General features: G+C 61.2%; 13 protein-coding genes. 8 read left to right on the top strand and 5 right to left on the bottom strand.

What is annotated here, in order from left to right; genetic code table 11:
- Positions 1–23: 23 nt before the first annotated feature.
- The 5 genes from AAAX32_RS05315 to AAAX32_RS05335 all read left to right on the top strand — a co-directional run bounded on the left by AAAX32_RS05315 (position 24) and on the right by AAAX32_RS05335 (position 8,603).
- Positions 24–1,172: a glucose-1-phosphate adenylyltransferase gene (locus AAAX32_RS05315; RefSeq protein ID WP_006233920.1), complete on the top strand. Its 1,149-nt coding sequence runs from the start codon at positions 24–26 to the stop codon at positions 1,170–1,172.
- Between the two features lie 4 nt (positions 1,173–1,176).
- On the top strand, positions 1,177–2,304 hold the full coding sequence (glgD, locus tag AAAX32_RS05320; RefSeq protein ID WP_138112505.1) for a glucose-1-phosphate adenylyltransferase subunit GlgD: 1,128 nt from the start codon (positions 1,177–1,179) through the stop codon (positions 2,302–2,304).
- A gap of 89 nt (positions 2,305–2,393) precedes the next feature.
- Positions 2,394–4,763 (top strand): glycogen synthase GlgA, encoded by a 2,370-nt coding sequence (gene glgA, locus AAAX32_RS05325; protein WP_349100208.1) that lies wholly within the window; start codon positions 2,394–2,396, stop codon positions 4,761–4,763.
- A gap of 218 nt (positions 4,764–4,981) precedes the next feature.
- Positions 4,982–8,278 (top strand): 4-alpha-glucanotransferase, encoded by a 3,297-nt coding sequence (locus AAAX32_RS05330; protein ID WP_349100209.1) that lies wholly within the window; start codon positions 4,982–4,984, stop codon positions 8,276–8,278.
- 88 nt (positions 8,279–8,366) lie between these two features.
- On the top strand, positions 8,367–8,603 hold the full coding sequence (locus tag AAAX32_RS05335; protein WP_055310612.1) for an FmdB family zinc ribbon protein: 237 nt from the start codon (positions 8,367–8,369) through the stop codon (positions 8,601–8,603).
- 141 nt (positions 8,604–8,744) lie between these two features.
- Here AAAX32_RS05335 and AAAX32_RS05340 read toward each other — a convergent pair whose 3' ends face one another.
- From AAAX32_RS05340 to gltX, 5 genes are all read right to left on the bottom strand, one after another.
- Entirely contained in the window at positions 8,745–10,145 is a 1,401-nt protein-coding gene (locus AAAX32_RS05340; protein ID WP_349100210.1) for a transcription antitermination factor NusB, read from the bottom strand.
- Positions 10,142–11,062: a methionyl-tRNA formyltransferase gene (fmt, locus tag AAAX32_RS05345; protein WP_349100211.1), complete on the bottom strand. Its 921-nt coding sequence runs from the start codon at positions 11,060–11,062 to the stop codon at positions 10,142–10,144. The genes AAAX32_RS05340 and fmt overlap by 4 nt, the downstream gene beginning before the upstream one ends.
- A 362-nt stretch (positions 11,063–11,424) precedes the next feature.
- Entirely contained in the window at positions 11,425–11,961 is a 537-nt protein-coding gene (def, locus tag AAAX32_RS05350) for a peptide deformylase (protein ID WP_349100212.1), read from the bottom strand.
- A gap of 18 nt (positions 11,962–11,979) precedes the next feature.
- Entirely contained in the window at positions 11,980–14,433 is a 2,454-nt protein-coding gene (gene priA / locus AAAX32_RS05355) for a primosomal protein N' (protein ID WP_349100213.1), read from the bottom strand.
- An 89-nt stretch (positions 14,434–14,522) separates the two neighbouring features.
- Positions 14,523–15,998, bottom strand: a complete 1,476-nt coding sequence (gltX, locus tag AAAX32_RS05360; protein ID WP_349100214.1) for a glutamate--tRNA ligase — start codon at positions 15,996–15,998, stop codon at positions 14,523–14,525.
- 282 nt (positions 15,999–16,280) lie between these two features.
- On the opposite strand from gltX, the gene metK reads away from it, so the two are divergent.
- The 3 genes from metK (at position 16,281) to AAAX32_RS05375 (ending at position 21,364) form a co-directional block, all read left to right on the top strand.
- Positions 16,281–17,561 carry a methionine adenosyltransferase gene (metK, locus tag AAAX32_RS05365; RefSeq protein WP_117636948.1) on the top strand — a complete coding sequence of 427 codons (1,281 nt, stop codon included), beginning with the start codon at positions 16,281–16,283 and terminating at the stop codon, positions 17,559–17,561.
- 312 nt (positions 17,562–17,873) lie between these two features.
- Positions 17,874–19,481, top strand: a complete 1,608-nt coding sequence (gene sdaAA / locus AAAX32_RS05370) for an L-serine ammonia-lyase, iron-sulfur-dependent, subunit alpha (RefSeq protein ID WP_349100215.1) — start codon at positions 17,874–17,876, stop codon at positions 19,479–19,481.
- A gap of 149 nt (positions 19,482–19,630) precedes the next feature.
- Complete coding sequence (locus AAAX32_RS05375; protein ID WP_349100216.1) at positions 19,631–21,364, top strand: L,D-transpeptidase; 1,734 nt, start codon at positions 19,631–19,633, stop codon at positions 21,362–21,364.
- The last annotated feature ends 117 nt before the right edge of the window (positions 21,365–21,481 follow it).

The following is a 21,481-nucleotide window of genomic DNA, read 5'->3' on the forward strand; positions in this document are numbered from 1 at the left end:
ATCGATGACAGAAGGAGAAATCGATGAGTAAGAAAGAATGCATCGCGATGCTCCTCGCAGGAGGACAGGGCAGCCGATTGGGGGCACTCACCCAAAAGATCGCTAAGCCGGCGGTTAGCTTTGGTGGCAAGTTCCGCATTATCGACTTTTCGCTCTCCAACTGCTCCAACTCGGGCATCGACACGGTGGGCGTTCTGACGCAGTATCGCCCCTACCTGCTGCATGCCTACGTGGGCTCCGGCGAGGCGTGGGATCTGGACAGCCGCGACGGCGGCGTGTCGATCCTGCCGCCGTACGAGACGCAGACCGGCGGCGCCTGGTATGCGGGCACGGCAGACGCCATCACGCAGAACCTCGACTACATCAAGGCCAACGACCCCAAGTACGTCCTGATTCTTTCGGGCGATCACCTGTATCGCATGGACTACCGCAAGATGCTCAAGACGCACATTGAGAACAACGCCGACCTCACGGTGAGCGTTATGCCCGTGCCTTGGGAGGAGGCCAGCCGCTTTGGCATCCTGACCACCGACCCCGAGGACGGCCGCATCACCAAGTTCACCGAGAAGCCCGATAAGCCCGATTCGAACCTCGCCTCCATGGGCATCTACATCTTCTCGGCCGACGTCCTGATCGAGGCGCTCGAGGAGGATGCTCTGGACCAGCGTTCGAGCCACGACTTTGGCAAGGACATCATCCCCAAGCTGCTCGGCGAGGGCAAGCGCCTGTACAGCTACGAGTTCCACGGCTTTTGGAAGGACGTCGGCACCATCGCCAGCTTCCACGAGACCTCGATGGACCTGCTGGGCAACAACCCCGAGTTCGATCTGTTTGACAAGCACTTCCCCATCATGTCCAACATCACCACGCGTCCGCCGCACTACATTGGTCCGGATGGTCGCCTGGACGACTGCCTGGTCTCCAACGGCTGCAAGATCTACGGCACCGCTCGCCACTCGATCCTTTCGACCGATGTCATCATTGAGGAGCGCGCCGTGGTCGAGGACTCCGTGCTGCTGCCGGGTGCGCACGTTAAGAGCGGCGCGCACATCTGCCGCGCTATTTTGGGCGAGAACTCCACGGTCGAAGAGGGCGTGAAGCTCGGCTCTGTCGATACCACCAAGGATACGGCCGTCGTTGGAAATGACGTCGTTATCGGGAAGGGGGAATGATCCGATGATCAATCGCAAGGCCATCGGTTATATCACCGCTAACTACTCTTCGACCTACGGCAGCGTTCTGCTCAAGGACCGCCCCATCGCGTCCGTTCCGTTTTTGGGCCGCTACCGCCTGATCGATTTCCCGCTGTCCAACATGATGAATGCCGGCATTAAGACCGTCGGCGTCGTCATGCCGGGCAACTACCGCTCGCTGATCGACCACGTGGGCTCGGGCAAGGACTGGGGCCTGGACCGCAAAAAGGGCGGCCTGTTCATGGTTCCCGGCAACGCGTATGGCACCACCAAGGGCGGCATGCGCTTCCTGCTGCGCGACATCATCTCCAACAAGACGCTGTTCCAGCGCTCGGATAAGCCCTACGTTGTGATGATGGGCACCAACATCATCTTTAACATGGATCTCAACACCATCATCGACGCGCACGAGAACTCCGGTGCCCAGATGACCGTGGTGTACTGCAAGGCCACGCACAACGTCGATGACGAGACCAAGCTCGAGATTAACGAGAACGGCCGCCTGACGGGCGTGAGCGCAGGCGTCGTGTACGGCGACAACGCCTCTATGGACTGCTGCATCGTCAACCGCGAGACGCTGCTCGAGATCATCGACCACTACCAGGCCGCCGACTATCTGGACCTGCTCGAGGCACTCCAGGGCGACTTTGGCAACATCGACGTTTGCAGCTACGAATACAAGGGCGAGGTCGTGGGCGTGTTTAGCGAGAAGTCGCTGTATCGCCGCAGCATGGACCTGCTCGACCAGACCGTGGCCGACCAGCTCTTTGATCCCGAGCGCCCGATCCTAACCAAGGCCCACGACGTACCGCCTTCGCGCTACGCAACCGGCAGCCACGCCTGCAACTCGATTATCTCGGCCGGCTGCATCATCAAGGGAACCGTGCGCAACTCGATCCTGTCGCGCGGCGTTGTGGTTGAGGAAGGCGCCTCGGTGACCAACTCGATCATCAACCAGAGCTGCATCATCAAGAGCGGCGCCCGCGTTGAGAACGCCATCCTGGACAAGAACAACGTGGTTCCCACCAACACCGAGCTTCGCGGCACGCCCGAGAACATCCTGGTGCTGGGCAAGGCCCCGTTAACTTCCGATACCACCATCGTGCGTTAACGTTGGCACCGCAACATCGCTCGTAACATGTAGAATAGCCGCCCGGTTAGCGCCAGGCGGCTATTCTCGAATTGCAACAGGGAGACAATATGGCTGATTCCAGCAAAAAGATGCAGATCGTGTTTGCCTCGGCCGAGTGCGCACCGTTTGTGAAGACCGGTGGCCTGGGTGACGTAGCGGGCTCGCTGCCTGCGGCGCTCGTGCGCACCGGCGCCGAGGTTATCGTGATGGTGCCCAAATACGCCACCATCAAGGACGAGTACAAGGCGCAGATGGAGCACTTCTCCGATTTTTACGTGAGCCTGGGCTGGCGCAATGAGTACTGCGGACTTGAGAAGCTCGAGCACGATGGCGTCACCTATATGTTCATTGACAACGAGCGCTACTTTGCGCGCGACTATCCGTATGGCTTCTTTGACGACGGCGAGCGTTTTGCGTTCTTCTCCAAGGCCATCACCGAGAGCCTGCAGCACCTGCCGGCCGGCTTTGAGTGCGACATCCTACACTGCAACGACTGGCAGACGGCACTGGCGCCCGTGTTTTTGCGCGAGTTCTACCAGGGCCTGCCGCTGTACGACCGAGTCAAGACCGTGTTCTCGATCCACAACGTGGCGTTCCAGGGCCAGTTTAGCGACACCGTGATGGAGGATATCCTGGGTGTGGCACATATTCCGGCGGCCGCCTCGCAGCTGCGTTGCGACGCTTGCAGCATCAACTACATGCTGGGCGCGCTGCGCTATGCCGACGCCATCACTACGGTAAGTCCTACCTATGCCAACGAGATCCAGACGCCCGAATTTGGCGAGGGCCTGGACGGCGTTCTGCGCGAGCGTTCGTACGCGCTGCAGGGCATTTTGAATGGCATTGACGTCGCGGGCTTTGACCCGGCGACCGACAAGCGCATTGCCGCCAACTACACCGTCGAGGACCGTTCCGGCAAGGCCGTGTGCAAGGCCAAGCTGCAGGAAGAGCTGGGGCTCGAGGTTCGCGACGACCGTCCGCTTATGGTCATGGTCACGCGTCTGACGCGCCAGAAAGGCATGGACCTGGTCATGTACGCGCTCGACCGCATCCTGGCCGGCGGCGTGCAGGTGGCGGTGCTGGGCACCGGCGACCGCGACTACGAGGACGGACTGCGCTACTTCCAGGACAAGTACCCCGGCACCATGGCCGCGCGCATCGAGTTTGATCCGGCGCTGTCACAGCGCATGTATGCTGCCGCCGACATGTTCCTGATGCCTTCGAAGTTTGAGCCCTGCGGCCTGTCGCAGATTATCGCCATGCGCTACGGCACCCTGCCGATTGTTCGCGAGACCGGTGGTCTGAAGGACACTGTGATCCCGTACAACGAGTTTACCGGCGAGGGCACGGGCTTCTCGTTTAGCAACTTTAACGGCGACGAGATGGGCGACGCCGTGTTCCGCGCGGCACGCCTGTTCTGGGATAACCGCGACGCCTGGAACCAGCTGGTCACGCAGGCCATGAGCCAGGACTTTAGCTGGACGCGCTCGGCCGACAAGTATCTGGACCTGTACTTCTTTATGCATCCGGAGATTGAGAGGCCGGCGGCTGTTGTCGACGAGCCTGAGACTGTTGCTGAACCGGTGGCCGCTGAGGAGCCCAAGGCCGAGGAGAAGCCGGTTGAGGCTGAGCCCGCAAAGGACGAGCCTGAGGTGAAGGCTGAGGTTGCTCCTAAGGCAGAGGCCGAGGTCAAGCCCGCTGCAAAGCCCGCAGTTAAGAAGACCACGACCCGCAAGACGACCGCCAAGAAGGCTACGACGACCAAAGCTGCTGCCACCAAGACCGCCGCAGCAAAGACGACCGCTACCAAGGCAACGACCACGCGCAAGCGCACGACCGCCGCTGCCAAGAAGGCCGCCGAAGCCGAAGCTGCTCCCGAGGTAAAGGCCGAGGTCGCTGAGGCCCAGCCGGCCGCCAAGGTTCCGGCAAAGACCGCTGCTAAGAAGGCGATCGCGACCAAGACCACGACCGCCAAGAAGGCAACGGCAGCCAAGAAGACCACGGCAACGAAGTCGACGACCACGAAGGCTGCCGCGACGAAGGCCGCTGCGAAGACGACCTCGAAGGCCGCCGCAAAGTCTGCTGTCAAGGTCGAGGAAACCCCCGTCGAGCCCAAGACCGAGGCGGCTGTCGAGACGAAGCCGGCCGCCAAGACCACCACGCGCAAGCGCACCACGACGACGGCCAAAAAGACCACGACCAAGGCCGCAGCTACCAAGACAGAGCCCAAGTCCGCTGCCACCAAAGAGGAGCCCAAGGCCGAGGTAAAGGCCAAGCCGGCGCCGAAGGCCGCTGAGGTTAAGGCTGCCCCGAAGGTGGAGGCAAAGCCCGAGCCCGCCAAGGAGACCCCGGTCTCCCCCGCCGCTCCGGCAGAGAAAAAGGCTCCGTCCAAGAAGACGTCCGTCCGCAAGGCCACGGCCACCCGCAAACGCCGCTAGCCCACAGACGATTCAAAACCTAATCAAACCCTAAGTAAGGGGCGCTCCAACCGGGCGCCCCTTCTCTGTAGATAGTTGGTAAAACGATTTTCTAGGACAACCGTTCGCCGATGGTAAACGGATGTTGTTTATACAGCCTGTGTACAACAGATATACTTACAACTTGTGCGTAAAGCCCATGGCCCGCAGGCCATGATTCTATTGAACTGGACCGTATTATGAGATTGATTCACAACAGCCGTCTGCCGCAGTTTCGCACTCCGTTTGGCGCTGTGACCACTGGAACTTCCGTTGCACTCTCGGTGATTTTGGAGGATGCCGATCCCAACCAGGCAACACTCACCCTGCGTACCTGGGTCGATGAAGTCGGCGAGACCCTAATCCCGATGGAACACGAGGGCGATGGCATTTTTACCGGCGAGCTCAAATGCGCTAACCCGTATCTTGTGTGGTACAGCTTTATCTGCAATATCGAAGGTCAGCCCGAGGTTCGCCTGGGTGCGCCGCAAGGACGCACCGGCGGCGAGGGCGTAACCTACAACTACGCCGAGGTGCCGTCCTTCCAGATTACCGTCTATAAGCACCGCGAGAACCGCCCCACTTGGTACGAGCGAGGCATGGTGTACCAGATCTTCCCCGACCGCTACGCCCGTGACGAGCATTGGCGCGAGCGCACAATGGCTCAACTCGAAAAACCGCGCAAGGGCATTCAGCGCCGGATGGTCGAGGACTGGAACGAGCCGCCCGTGTACGAGCGCGCCGAGGACGGCTCCATCAAGACCTGGGACTTCTACGGCGGCTCGCTCAAGGGCATCCAGGAAGACTTGCCCCGCATCGCCGAGCTGGGCTTTACGGCCATCTATCTCAACCCTATCTTTGAAGCCGCGAGCAACCACCGCTACGACACGGCCGACTACACCAAGATCGACCCGATCCTTGGCACCGAGCAGGACTTTACCGAGCTGTGCCAGGCAGCCGAGAAGCTGGGCATCTCCATCATCCTGGACGGCGTATTCAACCACACGGGCGACGACTCGATCTATTTCAACCGCTACGGCAACTACCCCGGCGTGGGTGCCTGGCAGAGCGAGGATTCGCCGTGGCGCGATGCGTTTACCTTCCACGAGGATGGCTCGTACGACTGCTGGTGGGGCGTGGGCAACATGCCAGCCATCAACGAGAAGTCCGAGCTGGTGCGCGAGAGGCTCCTGGGCAAGGACGGCGTGATCCGCAAATGGCTGCGCGCCGGTGCCCATGGTTGGCGCCTGGACGTCGCTGACGAGCTTTCCGACGACTTCCTAGCCGAGATCAAGAAGGCCGTACTTGCCGAAAAGCCCGACGCACTGTTGCTCGGCGAAGTCTGGGAAGACGCCTCCAACAAGATAAGCTACGGTCATCTGCGCCGCTACCTGCAGGGCTCCGAGCTGGACTCTGCTATGGATTACCCCTTCCGCGACATGGTCATAGGCTTTTTGATGGGCTACAAGAACGCCTACCAGGCAGCCGAGGATATCGAGACCCTGCGCGAGAACTACCCGAGCGAGGCATTGTCCTGCGCACTCAATCTGCTTTCGAGTCACGACCGCCCGCGCATCATCTCGGTGCTCGGCGGCGGCCCTGACGAGTCGCAGCTGCCCGAGTGCGAGCGCAGCAAATGGCGCCTGGACGAGAACGCGATGGGACTGGCCAAGAGCCGTTTTTGGCTCGCCACGCTCATGCAGATGACCTTCCCCGGCGTGCCTTCGATCTACTACGGCGACGAGTACGGCCTGGAGGGCCTTACCGATCCGGGCAACCGCCGCACCCTGCCGACCAAGGACCAACTGCACGACTTCGACACGCTGGCTATTGTCAAGAACGCCTCCGCCGTACGCCGCGCACTGCCGTTTATGATTGACGGCGAGATCAAGGCCTTCGCGCTCAACGACGAGGTGCTGGCCTACAACCGCACGGGCAAGAACGGCGAGTCCGCGACGGTTATCATCAACCGCAGCCTGCGCAATTCGCACCGCGTGACGATTCCGGCGCTCGACGAATGTGCGAGTGACGTGATCAGCGGTCACGAATGCGAGATCCACAACGGTACGGTCACGCTCGATCTGTATCCGCTGGGCTCGTCGATCATCTATCACCATGCCGAGCAGCGCCTGCAGGAGCCGCTCGATCATGGCGCGGGTGTCGTGTGCCATATCACCTCGGTGCCCACCGACGACGGCAAGCCCGGCACGATCGGTGCACCCACACGTCGCTTTATCGACCATCTGGCCGCCATGGGAATGCGCTACTGGCAGGTTCTGCCCGTCAACCCGACGGACTTCTTCCGCTCCCCTTACGCTGGGCCTTCGGCCTTTGCGGGCAATATTGACCTGCTGCCCGAGAGCCAAGAGGAGCTGGCGGCCGACTTTGAGACTTGGAAGGCTCGTGGCGGCGAGGATGCAGACCCGCTCTACACGGCGTTTAAGCATCGCAACGCCGATTGGCTCGAGAAGTACTGTGTCTACATGGCCGTTAAGAAGCATTTTGAAGGCGAATCGCGTCACGATTGGCCGGCCGATGTCGCGCACTACAACGAGCATCTGATTGACGACAAGCGTTTCCACGACGAGGCAGAGCTGCAGGCGTATATGCAGTATCGCTTTGACCTGGCCTGGTGCGAGCTCATGAACTATGCGCACAAGAAAGGAATCGAGGTCATCGGCGATATCCCCATGTATGTCTCGGACGATTCGGCCGATGCGTGGAGCGAACCCGAGAACTTCTGGCTGTCCGATACCGGTAAGGCAATCGAGATTTCCGGCGCGCCGCCCGACAACTTTGCGCCCGAGGGCCAGGTGTGGGGCAACCCGACGTTCCGCTGGGACCACATGAAGCAGAACGGCTATAGCTGGTGGATGGATCGCCTGCGTCGTGCGTTTTCGCTCTACGACCGCGTGCGTCTGGATCACTTCCTGGGCTTCCACAGCTACTTTAGTATCCCCGCGGGCAAGGCTTGCGCCGACGGTCGCTGGCTGGCGGGCCCGGGCAAGGACCTGTTCCAGACCGCCTACGACGAGCTGGGTCCGCTCAACTTTATCGCCGAGGACCTGGGCTATTTGACGCCCGGTGTTCGCGCCATGGCTTCAACCTGTGGTTTCCCCGGCATGGATGTGCTGGAGTTTAGCGATTACGACGTTCGTTGCGGTGTGCACCCCACGCCAGGAAAGATCCTGTACACCTCGACGCACGATACGTCGACGCTGGCCGGTTGGTGCACGCGTTCCTTTGCGGGCGGCGATGAACCGAGTGGTGTTGACGTGGCGGCCAAGCTGATGAGCGACGCGCTGGCAAGCGACGCTCCCCTGGTGATGATGCCACTGCAGGATATCCTGGGGCTTGGTGACGACGCACGTATGAACGTGCCGGGCGTGGCCACGGGCAACTGGACCTGGCAAGCTGACGAGGCGGACATTGCAGCCGCCGAGAAGAAAACCGCACAGCTCCTACGCAACAACCATAGATTCTGGGGCGAAGCGTGATAAAACCCCCGATATAGGGTACAGTTACAAACGTTTGAATTTATGCGGGCAGAGCGATCTGCCCGCTTTGTGCTGAAAAGGAAGTAATATGGCGCGCTACGATTACAAGTGCTCGAGCTGCGGCAACGTGTTTGAGGTTGAGCATCCCATGTCCGAGACTCCCGAGGTCGTGTGCCCGAGCTGCGGTGCCCCGGCGGCCAAGACGTTCTCGGCCAGCGGCATTAAATTTGAGGGTAGCGGTTTCTATAACACCGACCAGCGAAGCGGCGGCTCCAGCACCAGCGCCACCAGCGGCTGCTGCGCCAACTGCCCGCACAGCCACTAGAAACCAATCAGCCCCGCGACCGACACCAATCGCGGGGCTGCTTCTTTAGCTACCCAGGTTTCCTTATGAGTTGCGGTGAAATAAGGACTGTTTGGCGGATAGAAGCCGATATTCAATCCCTATTTCACCGCAACTTAGTAATTACTTGTGGACCAGTCTGGCGCAGAAGTGGCCGTCGTAGGAGTCGGCGTTTACCGGCACGCTTTGGAAAAGTCCTCGGTCGTTTTGGCGGACGGCTACCAGCTTCTTGGCTTGGGCGAACTCGGGCAGCTGCAGAATCTGGGCTTCGGAGAGCGGCGCCACACTAAAGCCGGCGCCCTCGGAAGAGTTCAGGAAAGCGTCCACCACCTGCGTGTTCTCCTCGTCGAAAACCGAGCACGTCGCATAGATGAGTTCGCCGCCGGCAGCCACGCGCGCAGCGGCTTCCTTGAGCATCGTCAGCTGCAGCTTGGGCAGCTCAACCGTCACATCTTTTTCGGTCAGGCGCCAAGGGATCTCGGGATGACGACGCATGGTACCGGTGCCAGAGCACGGCGCATCGATAAAGACCGTGTCGAACTTAACCGGCTTGCCAAGCATGGCATCAAACGACGTCAGTACTTCATCAAGCTCGCAGGCATCACCCGAAACCGTACGAACGCCCTGAATACCGGCCTTATGCAGGCGAGCGAGATTCAGATCGCACTTGCGATCATGCAAATCGAGCGCCGTATGCTGACGCTCATAGCCCGCACGCTTGGCCTGGCACATCATCACATAGGTCTTGGTGCCACGACCGGCTCCAATCTCAAGGCAGCTACCAGGGCGCGTGGCAGCTGTGGCGATAAGCTGGGCGTTAAGGTCCGAGGCCACGGCAGCAGCACGCTCAAACACACCCGAAGCAACGGTAACTTGAGCATCGACCGGGGCATGGCAGCCCGGGAAAACAGGCGCGACGAGCTGCGAGATATACGGATCGGACTTAGTCGCAAAGGCGTTCTCATGCAGGGCCAGCGGCGCGGGGGCCAGATTGCCGGCAAAGTTAAGCGCACCTTCTGGCGTGTCGAACGATGCCAAAATGCGAGCGCACAGCCAACGCGGCAGCCCCATCAGGCACGACAGACGAACCAAGCGTCGCTTAGACTCATCCACATCGGACGCAGTAGCAAAGTCCTCAACATTGTCCGCAACCTTATGCAGTACAGCATTGGCCAAGCCAGCGGCGGACTTAGCACCGCAGCGAACCAGCTCAACTCCCTGACTTACGGCAACGCGGCCAGGCGTGTGCAGGTAGAGCATCTCGAAGGCCGAGATGCGAAGCGCCATGCGAACACGCGGCGCAACCTTTTTGGGCTTATCGAGAAACTGATCGAGCAGCTCGTCCAAAATACCCTGCGTGGCGGCAACACCCAGCGCCAAGCGAGCGGCAAAAGCGGAATCGCGCTGGTCAATAGCCTTGGCCGATGCGCGAGAGGACAGCACGTCACGCGCATACATGCCGCGGCGATCGGCCTCCATTAGCACATCGAGCGCAAGCTTGCGCGCGGGAGACAGCTTGCTCATGACAAAACACCCCACGAAAGATCGGCGCCCTGCAGGCCGGCGGCCCAGGCAGAAGCAGCCATGGCACGCTTGCCATCAGGCTTAACCTCGAGCAGTTCAACCGAGGCATCAGAAAGGCCCAGATAAACACGTTTGGCCTGAATGAGAACCTGACCCTCGTCAAGCGACACATCAGCCGGCGCAGCATCGAGCACACGCACAGTCTTGCCGGCAATCACGCAACGAGCAGGCGCAGTATCGGACGAAGCGAACACATGACGCACGCAATCGAGCGCCCCCATCTGCGGATCCAGGCGCATCTCCTGCTTGGAAATCTTGGCAGCATGAGTGACGAGCGACTCATCCTGTTCAGTCCACACGGCAGTGCCATCGGCAAGCGAAGGAAGCGTATCGGCAAGCAATTTGCCGCCAAGCTCAGCAAGCTCCATGGTCAGCGCCTCAGCATGCCTACCGGCAACCGACGTGGAAGCCTGGGCACAATAAGCACCAGTATCCACGCCATGTCCAATGCGCATGATAGAAACGCCAGCAATCTCATCACCAGCAAGAATGGCACGCTGAATAGGAGCAGCCCCACGCCAACGAGGCAGCAGCGAAGCATGAACATTCACAATACCAAGCGGCGCCATATGCAGCACCTCATCGGGCAAAATGCAACCATAGGCAGCCACACAGAAAATATCAGCCTGGGCAGCCTGGAGCACCTCAACAACCTCAGGCGTCATACGATTAGCCTCAACAACCGGCAACCCCAGCTCAAGCGCCTTAGCCTTAACAGGAGACGGCTCAAGCTTCTTACCACGCCCACGAACAGCATCGGGACGTGTAATAACCAGCGAAATCTCGTTGTCAGCTTCGACAAGCGAAGTCAGCGAGGGCACAGCAAAATCGGGCGTACCCATAAACACAATACGCATAAAAATCGTCTCCTCTCAACCAAAGCCGAGACGGCTACAAAGAACAGCGGAAAGCCAAGTACCCAGCCCATCCGCAATAACAATTCAACAAGAACAAATATACCCAAAACCAAAGAAAGAGCCGCAATAAAAGCAGCTCTCTCTCAACAAAGACTATCAGCGAAGACGCCCATCCCTGACCCGACGGCACCCGGGCGAAGAGGAGCACGAAAACGCAGTCCCCTTCCGCCGCAGGGCTTAGGTTATTGCTCCACGCGCAGTTCCGCACGAGCCGAAGAGCACTTAATGTGCTCTTCGTGCGAGCAGGACTGTTTGAGCATGGAGCAAAACCTAAGCCCTGCGGCGGAAGGGGACGGTGGGACTTACTCCGTCTCGCCCGGTCGAGCGCCGCGGGCCAGGGCGTCCTGGTACTCCTTGACGGCCTTGAGCCTTTGCATGGGCTTCAGTCGCTCGAACATGGTGTTGCCGTGCAGGTGATCGATCTCGTGCTGCAGGCACACGCAGAACAGATCGCCCGAAGCCTCATAGCGAATCAGGTTTGCGTCCAAGTCGTACGCCTCGACGACGACATGGTCGGGACGCTCGATCTCGCAGCTAATGCCAGGAATGGACAGGCAGCCCTCGCTATAGGGCACCAGATGGTCGCTCTGCTCCACAATAACAGGATTGATGAGCACGTACGGGTCATAATCGTTCTTGTCGCTGTAGTCGCAGTCGATAGTGACGAGCTGAATAAGCTCACCGATCTGCGGAGCAGCAAGACCGCAACCACCGTTGTCGAACATCATCTTCTTCATCTTCTCGGCAAGGGCCTCGATCGCCGGGGTGATCTCCTCGATGACGGCGCACTCCTGGCGCAGACGAGGGTCGGGCGACAGTACGATTCCGTTGGCTTCCATGGCCATCCTTTCGGGTTGTTACATCAAATCATAGGCGTCGACGTCAACGCTCACGCTCACGCCGCGTACGGAGCCCACCTCTTTGAGGCAGGCGTCGATATCATCAGAGACATGGTACCCTACCGGGGACTTCACAAGCAGATGGAAGCGGTAACGGTCCTTGGCTCTCTCGATTACACACGAAGCCGGGCCCAGCACCTGGGGAACGGCGCTCCCCGCCCGCAAAAAGTCGGGCGCGGCAGCATGCCAGCGACGCTTGAGGAGCTTCGCGATGCGACCGATGTAGTCCCGTGCGTCATCCGCGTTCGTCGACCAAACCAAGATGTTGGCCAGGCGCACGAACGGCGGGTACAGCGCGTCGCGGCGCTGGTCCAGGTCGTAGTCGGTAAAGATCGAGCGGTCGTGCTCGGCGACGGCGCGAATGACCGGGTCCTCGGGCAGGTAGGTCTGGATGATGACCTCGCCGGGGCGATCGCCGCGGCCGGCGCGACCCGCCACCTGCTCCAGCAGGTCGTAGGCGCGCTCCCCTGCTCTAAAATCGGGCAGCTTGAGGGCAAAGTCGGCATTGACCACACCTACGATCGTGACCTCGGGAAAGTCGAGGCCCTTGGCGATCATCTGGGTGCCCAGCAGCACCGCGCAATCGGCGGCATCGAACTGCTCGAGCAGCTTTTTGTGCGCATCCTTGCCGCGCGTGGAATCGGCATCCATGCGAATGATGGCGACGTCGTCGGGCAGCATTTGATGCAGCGCATCCTCGATCTGCTGCGTACCCAAGCCCATTTTTGCCAGGTAGCGGCTGCCGCACTTGGGGCAGCGACTCGCGGGCGCGGGATACGGCTGCACACGCCAGGACGATCCGCAGGTGTGGCACTGCAGCGTGTGCGTGCGCTCGTGGTACGTGAGCGCCGTGGAGCAGTGGTTGCAGGTGGGAACGCAACCGCACTCGCGGCACATCAGAAACGGCGCAAAGCCGCGGCGGTTATGCAGCAGCACAGCCTTCTCGCGGCGCTCGACCACGCGCTCGAGGCCCTCCATCAAGGGTTTTGAGAACATGGAGCGGCTGCCGTGAGAAAACTCACGGCGCAGGTCGGCAATGCGGACCGTGGGCAGCACGGCGTGTCCCGGGCGCTCGGGCATCTCGACACGCGTCCAGGTGACACCGTTATACGTGCCACGGCGGCAGCGGTCGAGGGCCTCGGCAGAAGGCGTGGCGGAGCCCAACACGAGCGGGCAGCGGTAGCGCCGCGCCATCTCGGCCGCCACCTCGCGCGCGTGGTAGCGCGGACTGGAGCCCTGCTTGTAACTGGTCTCGTGTTCCTCGTCGATGATGATGAGGCCCAAGTCGTGGAGCGGGCAAAAGAGCGCCGAGCGGGCGCCGACCACCACGCGGGCCGCACCACTGGCGACCATATCCCACTGGTCCAGACGCTCACCGGCCGAAAGGCGCGAATGGAACACGGCGACCGTCTCGCCAAAGCGCGAGCGGAAGCGGCCGACAGTCTGGGCCGTCAGCGAGATCTCGGGGACGAGCACGCAGGCAGAGCGACCAGCTGCGAGCACACGCTCGATGGCAGAGAGATAAACCTCGGTTTTGCCGGAGCCGGTAACGCCGTCGACCAGCACCACGTCGCCATGAGCGTCCAAACGGGCGCGCTCAATCTGCGCGAGTGCCTGTTGCTGGCCGTTTGTAAGGGAGACCGGCGCCTTGCCGCTTGCCGAGGACAGCGTGGTCTGCTCGCTGCAGCCACGCCACGCACGGCGCTCCTCCACCACCACGACGCCGCGCTTTTCGAGCGCCTTGATGGTCGCCGACATGCTGTTATAGAGAAGATTGAGGTCGCGCGTCGTGACCGGGCCGCACTGCAGCGCCTCGATGAGCTGACGCTGACGGACCGCGGTCTTGGGCGGCGTATAGTCAAAGCCTTCGGGCGTAAGCATCACCCAGCGGTTTTGGATGGGTTTGACGGCGGGACGTTCAACCGTCCACACACCGTCGTCGCCCTTGACCACACGCGGACTGCCGCCCGGTGGCAAAAACAGGCGCAGGCACTCGGAAAGCGTCGCGACATACTCGCGGCTCATCCAGCACGCGATACGGGCAGCCTCGGCGGTAAAGAGCGGCTTGCTGAGGATAGCCTCGATAGGCTTGATACGCGCGGGATCGAGAACGTCGTTACCTTGCAGGTCGGCCAGCTCGGGCGCGATGTCGACGATGTAGCCCGCGGCCGCACGGTTGCCAAAATGAACCAGGACGGTGGAGCCGATCTGGGCCTCGCAGGCGAGGGGTTGCGGGATGCCGTAAGCAAACGGCTCGGACAGTGCACGCGTCGGGATGTCGAGGACTACGCTCGCATAGGCGGCGAGGGGTTCGGGTGCGGGCTCGGGCTGCGCCGGGGCGGCGGCAGGAGCCGCGGACTTCGGAGCTTCCTCCGGTTCCGGCGAACCAAACAGCGAAAGTTGCTCGGCCATGGCCCCAGCACCTCCTATCCCATACGTCTACAGAAGCAAGAGCCCCGCTCAGAGTGAACGGGGCTCGGATACAAACGTTTGCGCAGCAATTACAGCGCCATCGTGCAGGCGCGGTCGATGCGCGCCAGGCAGTCGTCGCGGCCGACGAGCGCCATGGTCTCGCCCAGCGGAGGGCTCACCATGTTGCCGCAAACGGCGACGCGCACGGCCTGGAACACCACGCGCTTCTTGAGGTCCATCTGCTCGGGCAGCGGCTCAAGCGCGGCGTCGATGTTGGCGGCGGTCCACTCGTCCACACCCTCGAGCGCGGCCTTGGCGGCGTCCAGAATGGCACCCATGCCCTCCTTGGCCAGGCCCTTGTTGACGGATTTCTCGTCATACTCGAGCGTCTCGGCCGTAGCGAAGATGGGAGCGGCGACGGTCACGGCGTCGGCCGGCATCTTGGTGCGCGGCTTAACGATGGCAGCGAGCGCGTCGATCCAATCCTCGCCGTACTCGACATTACCCTCGATGAGACCCGCCTCGTGCAGCTCGGGGACCATGATCTCGTCGGCAAACTGAGCATCGGACATGCCGTTGATGTACTCGGCATTGACCCAGTCGAGCTTCTTGGGGTCGAAGGTCGCCGGGTTCTTGGAAATGCGGTCGAGCGAGAACTTGCTGGCCAGGACATCGCGCGGGATGATCGTGGTCTCGCCGTCGAGCGACCAGCCGAGCAGCGCCAGGTAGTTGACGAAGGCGTCGGGCAGGTAACCGGCGTCGCGGTACTCCTCCACCGAGGTGGCGCCGTGGCGCTTGGAGAGCTTCTTGCCGTCGGCACCCAAGATCATGGAGATGTGGGCGAACGTAGGCACGGGCGCGCCGAGGGCCTCGTAGACCATGACCTGACGCGGGGTGTTGGACAGGTGGTCGTCGCCGCGGATGACATGGGTAATCTTCATCATGGCGTCGTCGACGACGGTCGCGAAGTTGTACGTGGGCGTGCCATCGGAGCGGAAGATGACAAAGTCGTCGAGCTCCTTGGCGTCGAAGGTCACCTCGCCGTGGACGGCGTCGTGGATGACGACGTCGCCGCGGTCCTCGGGCACCTTGATACGCAGGACGTAGGACTCGCCGGCCTCGATGCGGCGGCGGGCCTCCTCGGGATCAAGATCGCGGCAACGGCGCTGATAGCCCTGGAAGGGGTCCTTGCGCTCCTGCGCAGCCTTGCGGTCGGCGTCGAGCTGCTCCTTGGTGCAGAAGCAGGGATAGGCCTTGCCCTCGTCCCAAAGCTTCTGGGCGGCCTGCTTGTACAGGTCCAGGCGCTCGGTCTGGGCGTAGGGGCCAAAGTCGCCGCCCACCTCGGGACCCTCGTCCCAGTCCAGGCCCAGCCAACGCATGGCGCGCAGGATGATCTGCGTGTTCTCGTCGGTGGAGCGGGTGGGGTCGGTGTCGTCGATGCGCAGGATGAACGTGCCGCCGTTTGCGCGGGCGAAAGCCCAGTTATAGATAGCGGTGCGGGCGCCGCCGATGTGCAGCTTGCCCGTCGGTGAGGGTGCAAAGCGGACGCGAACGTCTGATGCCATGGAAATCTCCTCGATTGCAGGATGGATGTCTAACCGCATCAGTATAAAGCATCAAAGCAACCTCCGCACAAAGGGCACCGACCTACTCATTGGGGACAGACTTAAATGACCAGTCTTTGGGCAACCTGTCGGCACTTAGGTAAGGTGGTCATTTAAGTCTGTCCCCAATGAGTAGGTGCGGAAAGGGTGTGAATGTTTGATTTACGCGCTATGATGTGCCCTTGCATAGAGAGCCCGGCGGAATGGTAACGGTCGCCGGGACACGTTTTTGAAAGGACAATCATGTCAGAAGAACTTCGTTCCATCCCGCCCCAACACGGGTCCTTTGTTTTTACGTCGGAGTCGGTGACCGAAGGTCATCCCGATAAGATCGCTGACCAGATCAGCGACGCCGTCCTCGACGCAATCCTTGCCAAAGAAATAGAGCTCCAGGAGCAGGGCTACATCGCCCCCAACGGCGTGCCTGCCAACGTGGAGAACGTCCGTTGCGCCTGCGAGACCCTCGTGACCACTGGCACCGTCATCGTCGCCGGCGAGATTCGCACCCAGGCCTACGTCGACGTACAGGAAATCGCCCGCGGTGTTATCCGCCGCATTGGCTACAACCGTGCCAAGTTCGGTTTTGACTGCGACACCTGCGGCGTTATGAGCCTCATACACGAGCAGTCGCCCGATATCGCCCAGGGCGTTGACGAGTCCTTCGAGACCCAGACCGGCGCTACCACCGACCCGATCGACCTAATCGGTGCCGGCGACCAGGGCATGATGTTCGGTTATGCCTCCAACGAGACCAAGACCCTCATGCCCATGCCACACTACCTTGCCAGCCGCTTGGCCGAGCGCCTGGCAGCCGTGCGCCACGACGGCACCCTGCCCTACCTGCGCCCCGACGGCAAGACCCAGGTCACCGTGCGCTACGAGGAAGGCAAGCCCGTCGAGGTCACGACGATCGTCATCTCCACGCAGCACGCCGCCGAGATCGAGGACATGGGCAAGATCAAGGCCGACCTCATCGAGCACGTCATCACCCCGGTCATGGCCGCTGAGAACATGCCGTGGGACAACGCGGACATCTACGTGAACCCCACCGGTCGCTTTGTCGTGGGCGGCCCCATGGGTGACACGGGCCTCACCGGCCGCAAGATCATCGTCGACACCTACGGTGGCTACGGCCGTCACGGCGGCGGTGCCTTTAGCGGCAAGGACTGCACCAAGGTTGACCGCTCCGCCGCGTATGCCGCGCGCTGGGTCGCCAAGAACGTAGTCGCCGCCGGTCTGGCCGACCGCTGCGAAGTCGAACTTGCCTACGCCATCGGCGTTTCCAAGCCCCTCTCAATCATGGTCGACACCTTCGGTACCGCACATGTTGCCGAGGACAAGATCGTCGAGGCCGTAGAGAAGACCTTCGACCTGCGCCCGGGCGCAATCATCCGCGACCTAGACCTGCGTCGCCCGATTTACGAAAAGACGGCAGCCTACGGTCACTTCGGCCGCGAAGACGCCGACTTCACCTGGGAGAAAACCGACCGAGTCGAAGAACTCAAAGCAGCCTGCGGCCTGTAAGCACGCGGCTAAAGCTACAGCCAAATAGAAACGCACCAAAAAGAGGTACCGAAACAACCGGTACCTCTTTTTTATTTAATCGGTGGTGAAGATGAGTCGACATGGAGCACAGAATAGGTCTCCAGCTGATGGATTTTGCAGCATGAGCGCCTCTACCATGTATCCTAAGTTCCGAGGGCTTTGGTATTTGGTCGATCGCGAGTTCCGCACGAGCCGGAGGCCACTTAATGTGGCCTCCGTGCGAGCCAGGACTGTAGAGCAGGCGACCAAATACCAAAGCCCTCGGAACGACGGGATAGAGAAGGAGCACCCATGGCAGGCAAGCCGCAAACACTAGCTACGACCTCGGCATTCGAGATCTTGGGCCCCGTCATGGTCGGCCCCAGCTCATCGCACACCGCCGGCGCCCTGCGCTGCGCCCAAGTTGCCGCCAGCCTGCTGGAAGGCCGCATCACCAAAGTCACCTTTGGCCTGTGGAACTCCTTCGCCCACACCTACCGCGGCCACGGCACCGACCGCGCGCTCGTCGCGGGCATACTGGGCCTCGACACCGATGACGAGAACATCAAGCAGGCCTTCGACCTCGCGCGCGAGCAGGGCCTCGAATATCACTTTGACATCAAGGGTGACGACGCCTCCATCCACCCCAATACCGTCGACATCGACATGGTCGACGACACGGGCGCCACGGCACAGGTCCGCGGTGAGAGCCTGGGCGGAGGTAAGATGCGCATCAGCCGCATTAACGGCGTCGGCGTCGACATCTCGGGCATGTACTCCACGCTCTTCGTGGCGCACTACGACGTCCCCGGCGTGCTCGCCGCGCTCACCAACCTGCTCGCCTACGCCCACGTGAACATCGCCTTCTGCCGCACCTACCGCACCGAAGTGGGCGGCCAGGCCTACTCCGTCTTTGAGACCGACGGCGCGCCCGACGACACCGTTATCCCCATGCTACGCAAACTCGACAATGTCGATTACGCGACCTTTATCGAGCTCCCCGGTTCTGCCTCGTCGCTCTCCCCCGGCGTCTCGGCCAAGGAGATCTTCGACGACGGCGAGCAGCTGCTCGATGCGTGTGCCGAGCTCGGCCTGAATATCGGCGCCGTTATGGCCGTGCGCGAGGCGCGTCTGACCGGTGAGGCGCACGCCGTCGCCGCCATGCGCCGCGTACTCGACGTCATGCGCGAGGAGACCACAACCCCCATCGTCAATCCGCAGCGCTCGCTCGGCGGGCTTATCGGCGGCGAGGCCAAACTCGTCGATGCCACCAGCCGCAACGATTTGAGTGCAAGCCTGATGGGCCCCGTTCAGACCGATGCCGTGGCCCGCGCGATGGCCGTGCTCGAGCGCTCCGCTACCATGGGCGTGATCGTCGCCGCCCCCACGGCAGGCTCCGCGGGTGTCGTGCCCGGCTGCGTGCTGGCGCTCGCCGATCACCTTCAGCTCGACGACGAGCAGGTCATGGACGCGCTCTACTGCGCAGCCGCCATCGGCCTCAACCTCACCACGAGCGCCTGCGTCGCCGGCGCCGAGGGCGGCTGCCAGGCCGAGGTGGGAAGCGCCGCTGCCATGGCAGCCGCCGCGCTGGTGCAGATGCTCGGCGGCACGCCCGAGCAGGCGCTCGACGCCAGTTCCATCGCGCTGAGTAACCTGCTGGGCCTCGTTTGTGACCCCGTCGGTGGCCTCGTGGAGGTGCCCTGCCAAAACCGCAACGCCATAGGCGTGGCAGCGGCCTTTAGCTCGGCACAACTCGCCCTCGCAGGCATTAAGAGCCTGGTTCCGTTTGACCAGATGGCACATGTCATGCTCTCGGTGGGTCACGCGTTGCCGGCCACGCTGCGCGAGACGGCAAAGGGCGGCATCGCGCAGGCTCCGGCCGCACTTTCGGCCTGTGCAAAATGCGGTGTGTGCGGATAACGGCAAAGAATGACTCAAAGGTGGGACAAATGTCCCACCTCTTTTGAATGCCACCGTTTCCGTACCACAAACAGCAGGGCAATCGCTATAATGCAAGCCCAGTAAAAACACGATGAGCCATAAGGCGAAATTCGAAGGATATGCATACGATGTCGCAAAACGATCGAACTCAACTGATTCCCGATCCGCAGCAGCCGAGCAGGCACACCGGCGGCGTTCAGTCACCGCGTCCTATCGCGCCGAGCCACGGTCAGCAGCGTGGTGCGGCAAACGCTTCCCAACGCCCGAACCAACAGCGACAGCAGCGTCAACAACGTCAGCAGCGCCAGGCAAACGGCAATGCGCCCAAGCAGCCCCCCACGCACGCTCGAGGCGATCGCGGCCCCGCGCGCAAGTCCGCCGGCAACAATAAGTCGGGCAAAAAGACGACGCTCTTTGTCGTTCTGGGTCTTATCGTCATTGTCTATATCGTAGGCATCGTAGCGTTTTCACAGCTAGCCTACCCCAACACCACCATTGCCGGCGTCGACGTCTCGTTCTCCAACGCTTCGTCTGCCGCAACCAACGTCAACTCGGCATGGAAGCACTATAAGCTCACCGTGACAGGTGATGACTTTAGCTGGACCTATCAGCCCGAGTCCGATGAGCCCATCGTTGATGGCGAAGCTGCCGCAAAAGAGATCATCACCCACAACGAGGCCTTTGTATGGCCGGTCCGCCTTGTGGAATCCTTAAGCGGCAAGACCAAAACAACCGCTACCTCCAACGAAGTCGATCTTGATCAAGACGTCGACCTGTCCATGCTCTCCGATACCTTTGACCAAAAGAAGTTTGAGAAGGATCTGGGCGCCGCCATCGACGAGTTTAACGAAGGACGTTCGGGCAAGTTCGAGGCCAATAGCTCATATGACGAGCAGGCCGGCAAGTTTACCGTCGAGAAGGCGCGCTCCAACGAAAAACTTAACCGCGAGCATGTCATTAAATATGCCGAGCTCGAGCTTGCCTCGCTGGCCGAGACCGTAGAACTTTCCAAGCTCGGCAACGATGCCTATGAGCCGCTCAATGGAACGCTGACCGATGATCAAATTCAGGCCGCATGCGATGCCGCCAACAACTTTCTGGGCGTCAACGTGACCCTCAAGCTCAACGGCGAGGATGCCGGTAAGGTTGATGGCAGCTCCGTGTTGCAGTGGATCAGCTTTGCCGATCCGGCCAACCCCACGCTCGATACGTCGCAGATCAGCAGCTGGGCGGCTGAACTCGCTAACGGCTTTAATACCGTGGGCTCCACTCGCTGGTGGACACGCGCCGATGGCAAGCAGTGCGCCGTCGAAGGCGGTGACTTTGGTTGGTCCATCGACAGCAGCTCACTCGCCAAGCAGGTCGAGGACGCCATTAACAGCAAGCAGACCGGCGAAATCGAGATCAAGTACTCCCAGAAGGCCGACACCTTTACCGCAAAGGGAGAGCCCGACTGGAAGGCGTATATCGACGTCGACCTGTCCGAGCAGCACGCGCGCTACTATGACGAGAACGGTAATGTCGTTTGGGAGGCCAACTTTATTTCCGGCAAACCGGGCGAAGACGCAACCCCCGAGGGCGTGTGGCAGATCAACAGCAACGACGGCGGCAGCACCCTGATCGGAGCCAAGGACCCCGAGACCGGTAAGCCCAAATACGAAAGCCCGGTGAGCTACTGGATGCCGTTTGAGGGCAATATGATCGGCTTCCACGATGCCACCTGGCAAAACGACAAGAGCTTCGATAATGCCGAGTCGTACAAGTGGTGCGGCAGCCACGGTTGCATCAACCTGCGCCTGGCAGACGCCAAGGCACTGCACGACTGCATCAAAGTCGGCCTGTGCGTGGTTGTCCACTCATAGTGCAACGCGCGCATTCCTACAACGTGGAACCGCTGCGACCAATCTAACAGTTCCGAAAGAAACCGTCCTATGCGCCCGCCCCAACCGGTGGGCGCTTATAATTATCGAGGTTTTTCT

The sequence above is a fragment of the Collinsella sp. CLA-ER-H3 genome, from assembly GCF_040092425.1.
Classification (GTDB): domain Bacteria; phylum Actinomycetota; class Coriobacteriia; order Coriobacteriales; family Coriobacteriaceae; genus Collinsella.

Bases quoted from the DNA above. Each gene is read 5' to 3' on its own strand.
- glgA (WP_349100208.1), top strand. From the start codon at position 2,394: ATGGCTGATTCCAGCAAAAAGATGCAGATCGTGTTTGCCTCGGCCGAG.
- AAAX32_RS05330 (WP_349100209.1), top strand. From the start codon at position 4,982: ATGAGATTGATTCACAACAGCCGTCTGCCGCAGTTTCGCACTCCGTTT.
- AAAX32_RS05375 (WP_349100216.1), top strand. From the start codon at position 19,631: ATGTCGCAAAACGATCGAACTCAACTGATTCCCGATCCGCAGCAGCCG.
- fmt (WP_349100211.1), bottom strand. From the start codon at position 11,062: ATGCGTATTGTGTTTATGGGTACGCCCGATTTTGCTGTGCCCTCGCTG.
- sdaAA (WP_349100215.1), top strand. From the start codon at position 17,874: ATGGCAGGCAAGCCGCAAACACTAGCTACGACCTCGGCATTCGAGATC.
- AAAX32_RS05340 (WP_349100210.1), bottom strand. From the start codon at position 10,145: ATGAGCAAGCTGTCTCCCGCGCGCAAGCTTGCGCTCGATGTGCTAATG.
- AAAX32_RS05315 (WP_006233920.1), top strand. From the start codon at position 24: ATGAGTAAGAAAGAATGCATCGCGATGCTCCTCGCAGGAGGACAGGGC.
- metK (WP_117636948.1), top strand. From the start codon at position 16,281: ATGTCAGAAGAACTTCGTTCCATCCCGCCCCAACACGGGTCCTTTGTT.
- gltX (WP_349100214.1), bottom strand. From the start codon at position 15,998: ATGGCATCAGACGTTCGCGTCCGCTTTGCACCCTCACCGACGGGCAAG.
- def (WP_349100212.1), bottom strand. From the start codon at position 11,961: ATGGAAGCCAACGGAATCGTACTGTCGCCCGACCCTCGTCTGCGCCAG.
- priA (WP_349100213.1), bottom strand. From the start codon at position 14,433: ATGGCCGAGCAACTTTCGCTGTTTGGTTCGCCGGAACCGGAGGAAGCT.
- AAAX32_RS05335 (WP_055310612.1), top strand. From the start codon at position 8,367: ATGGCGCGCTACGATTACAAGTGCTCGAGCTGCGGCAACGTGTTTGAG.
- glgD (WP_138112505.1), top strand. From the start codon at position 1,177: ATGATCAATCGCAAGGCCATCGGTTATATCACCGCTAACTACTCTTCG.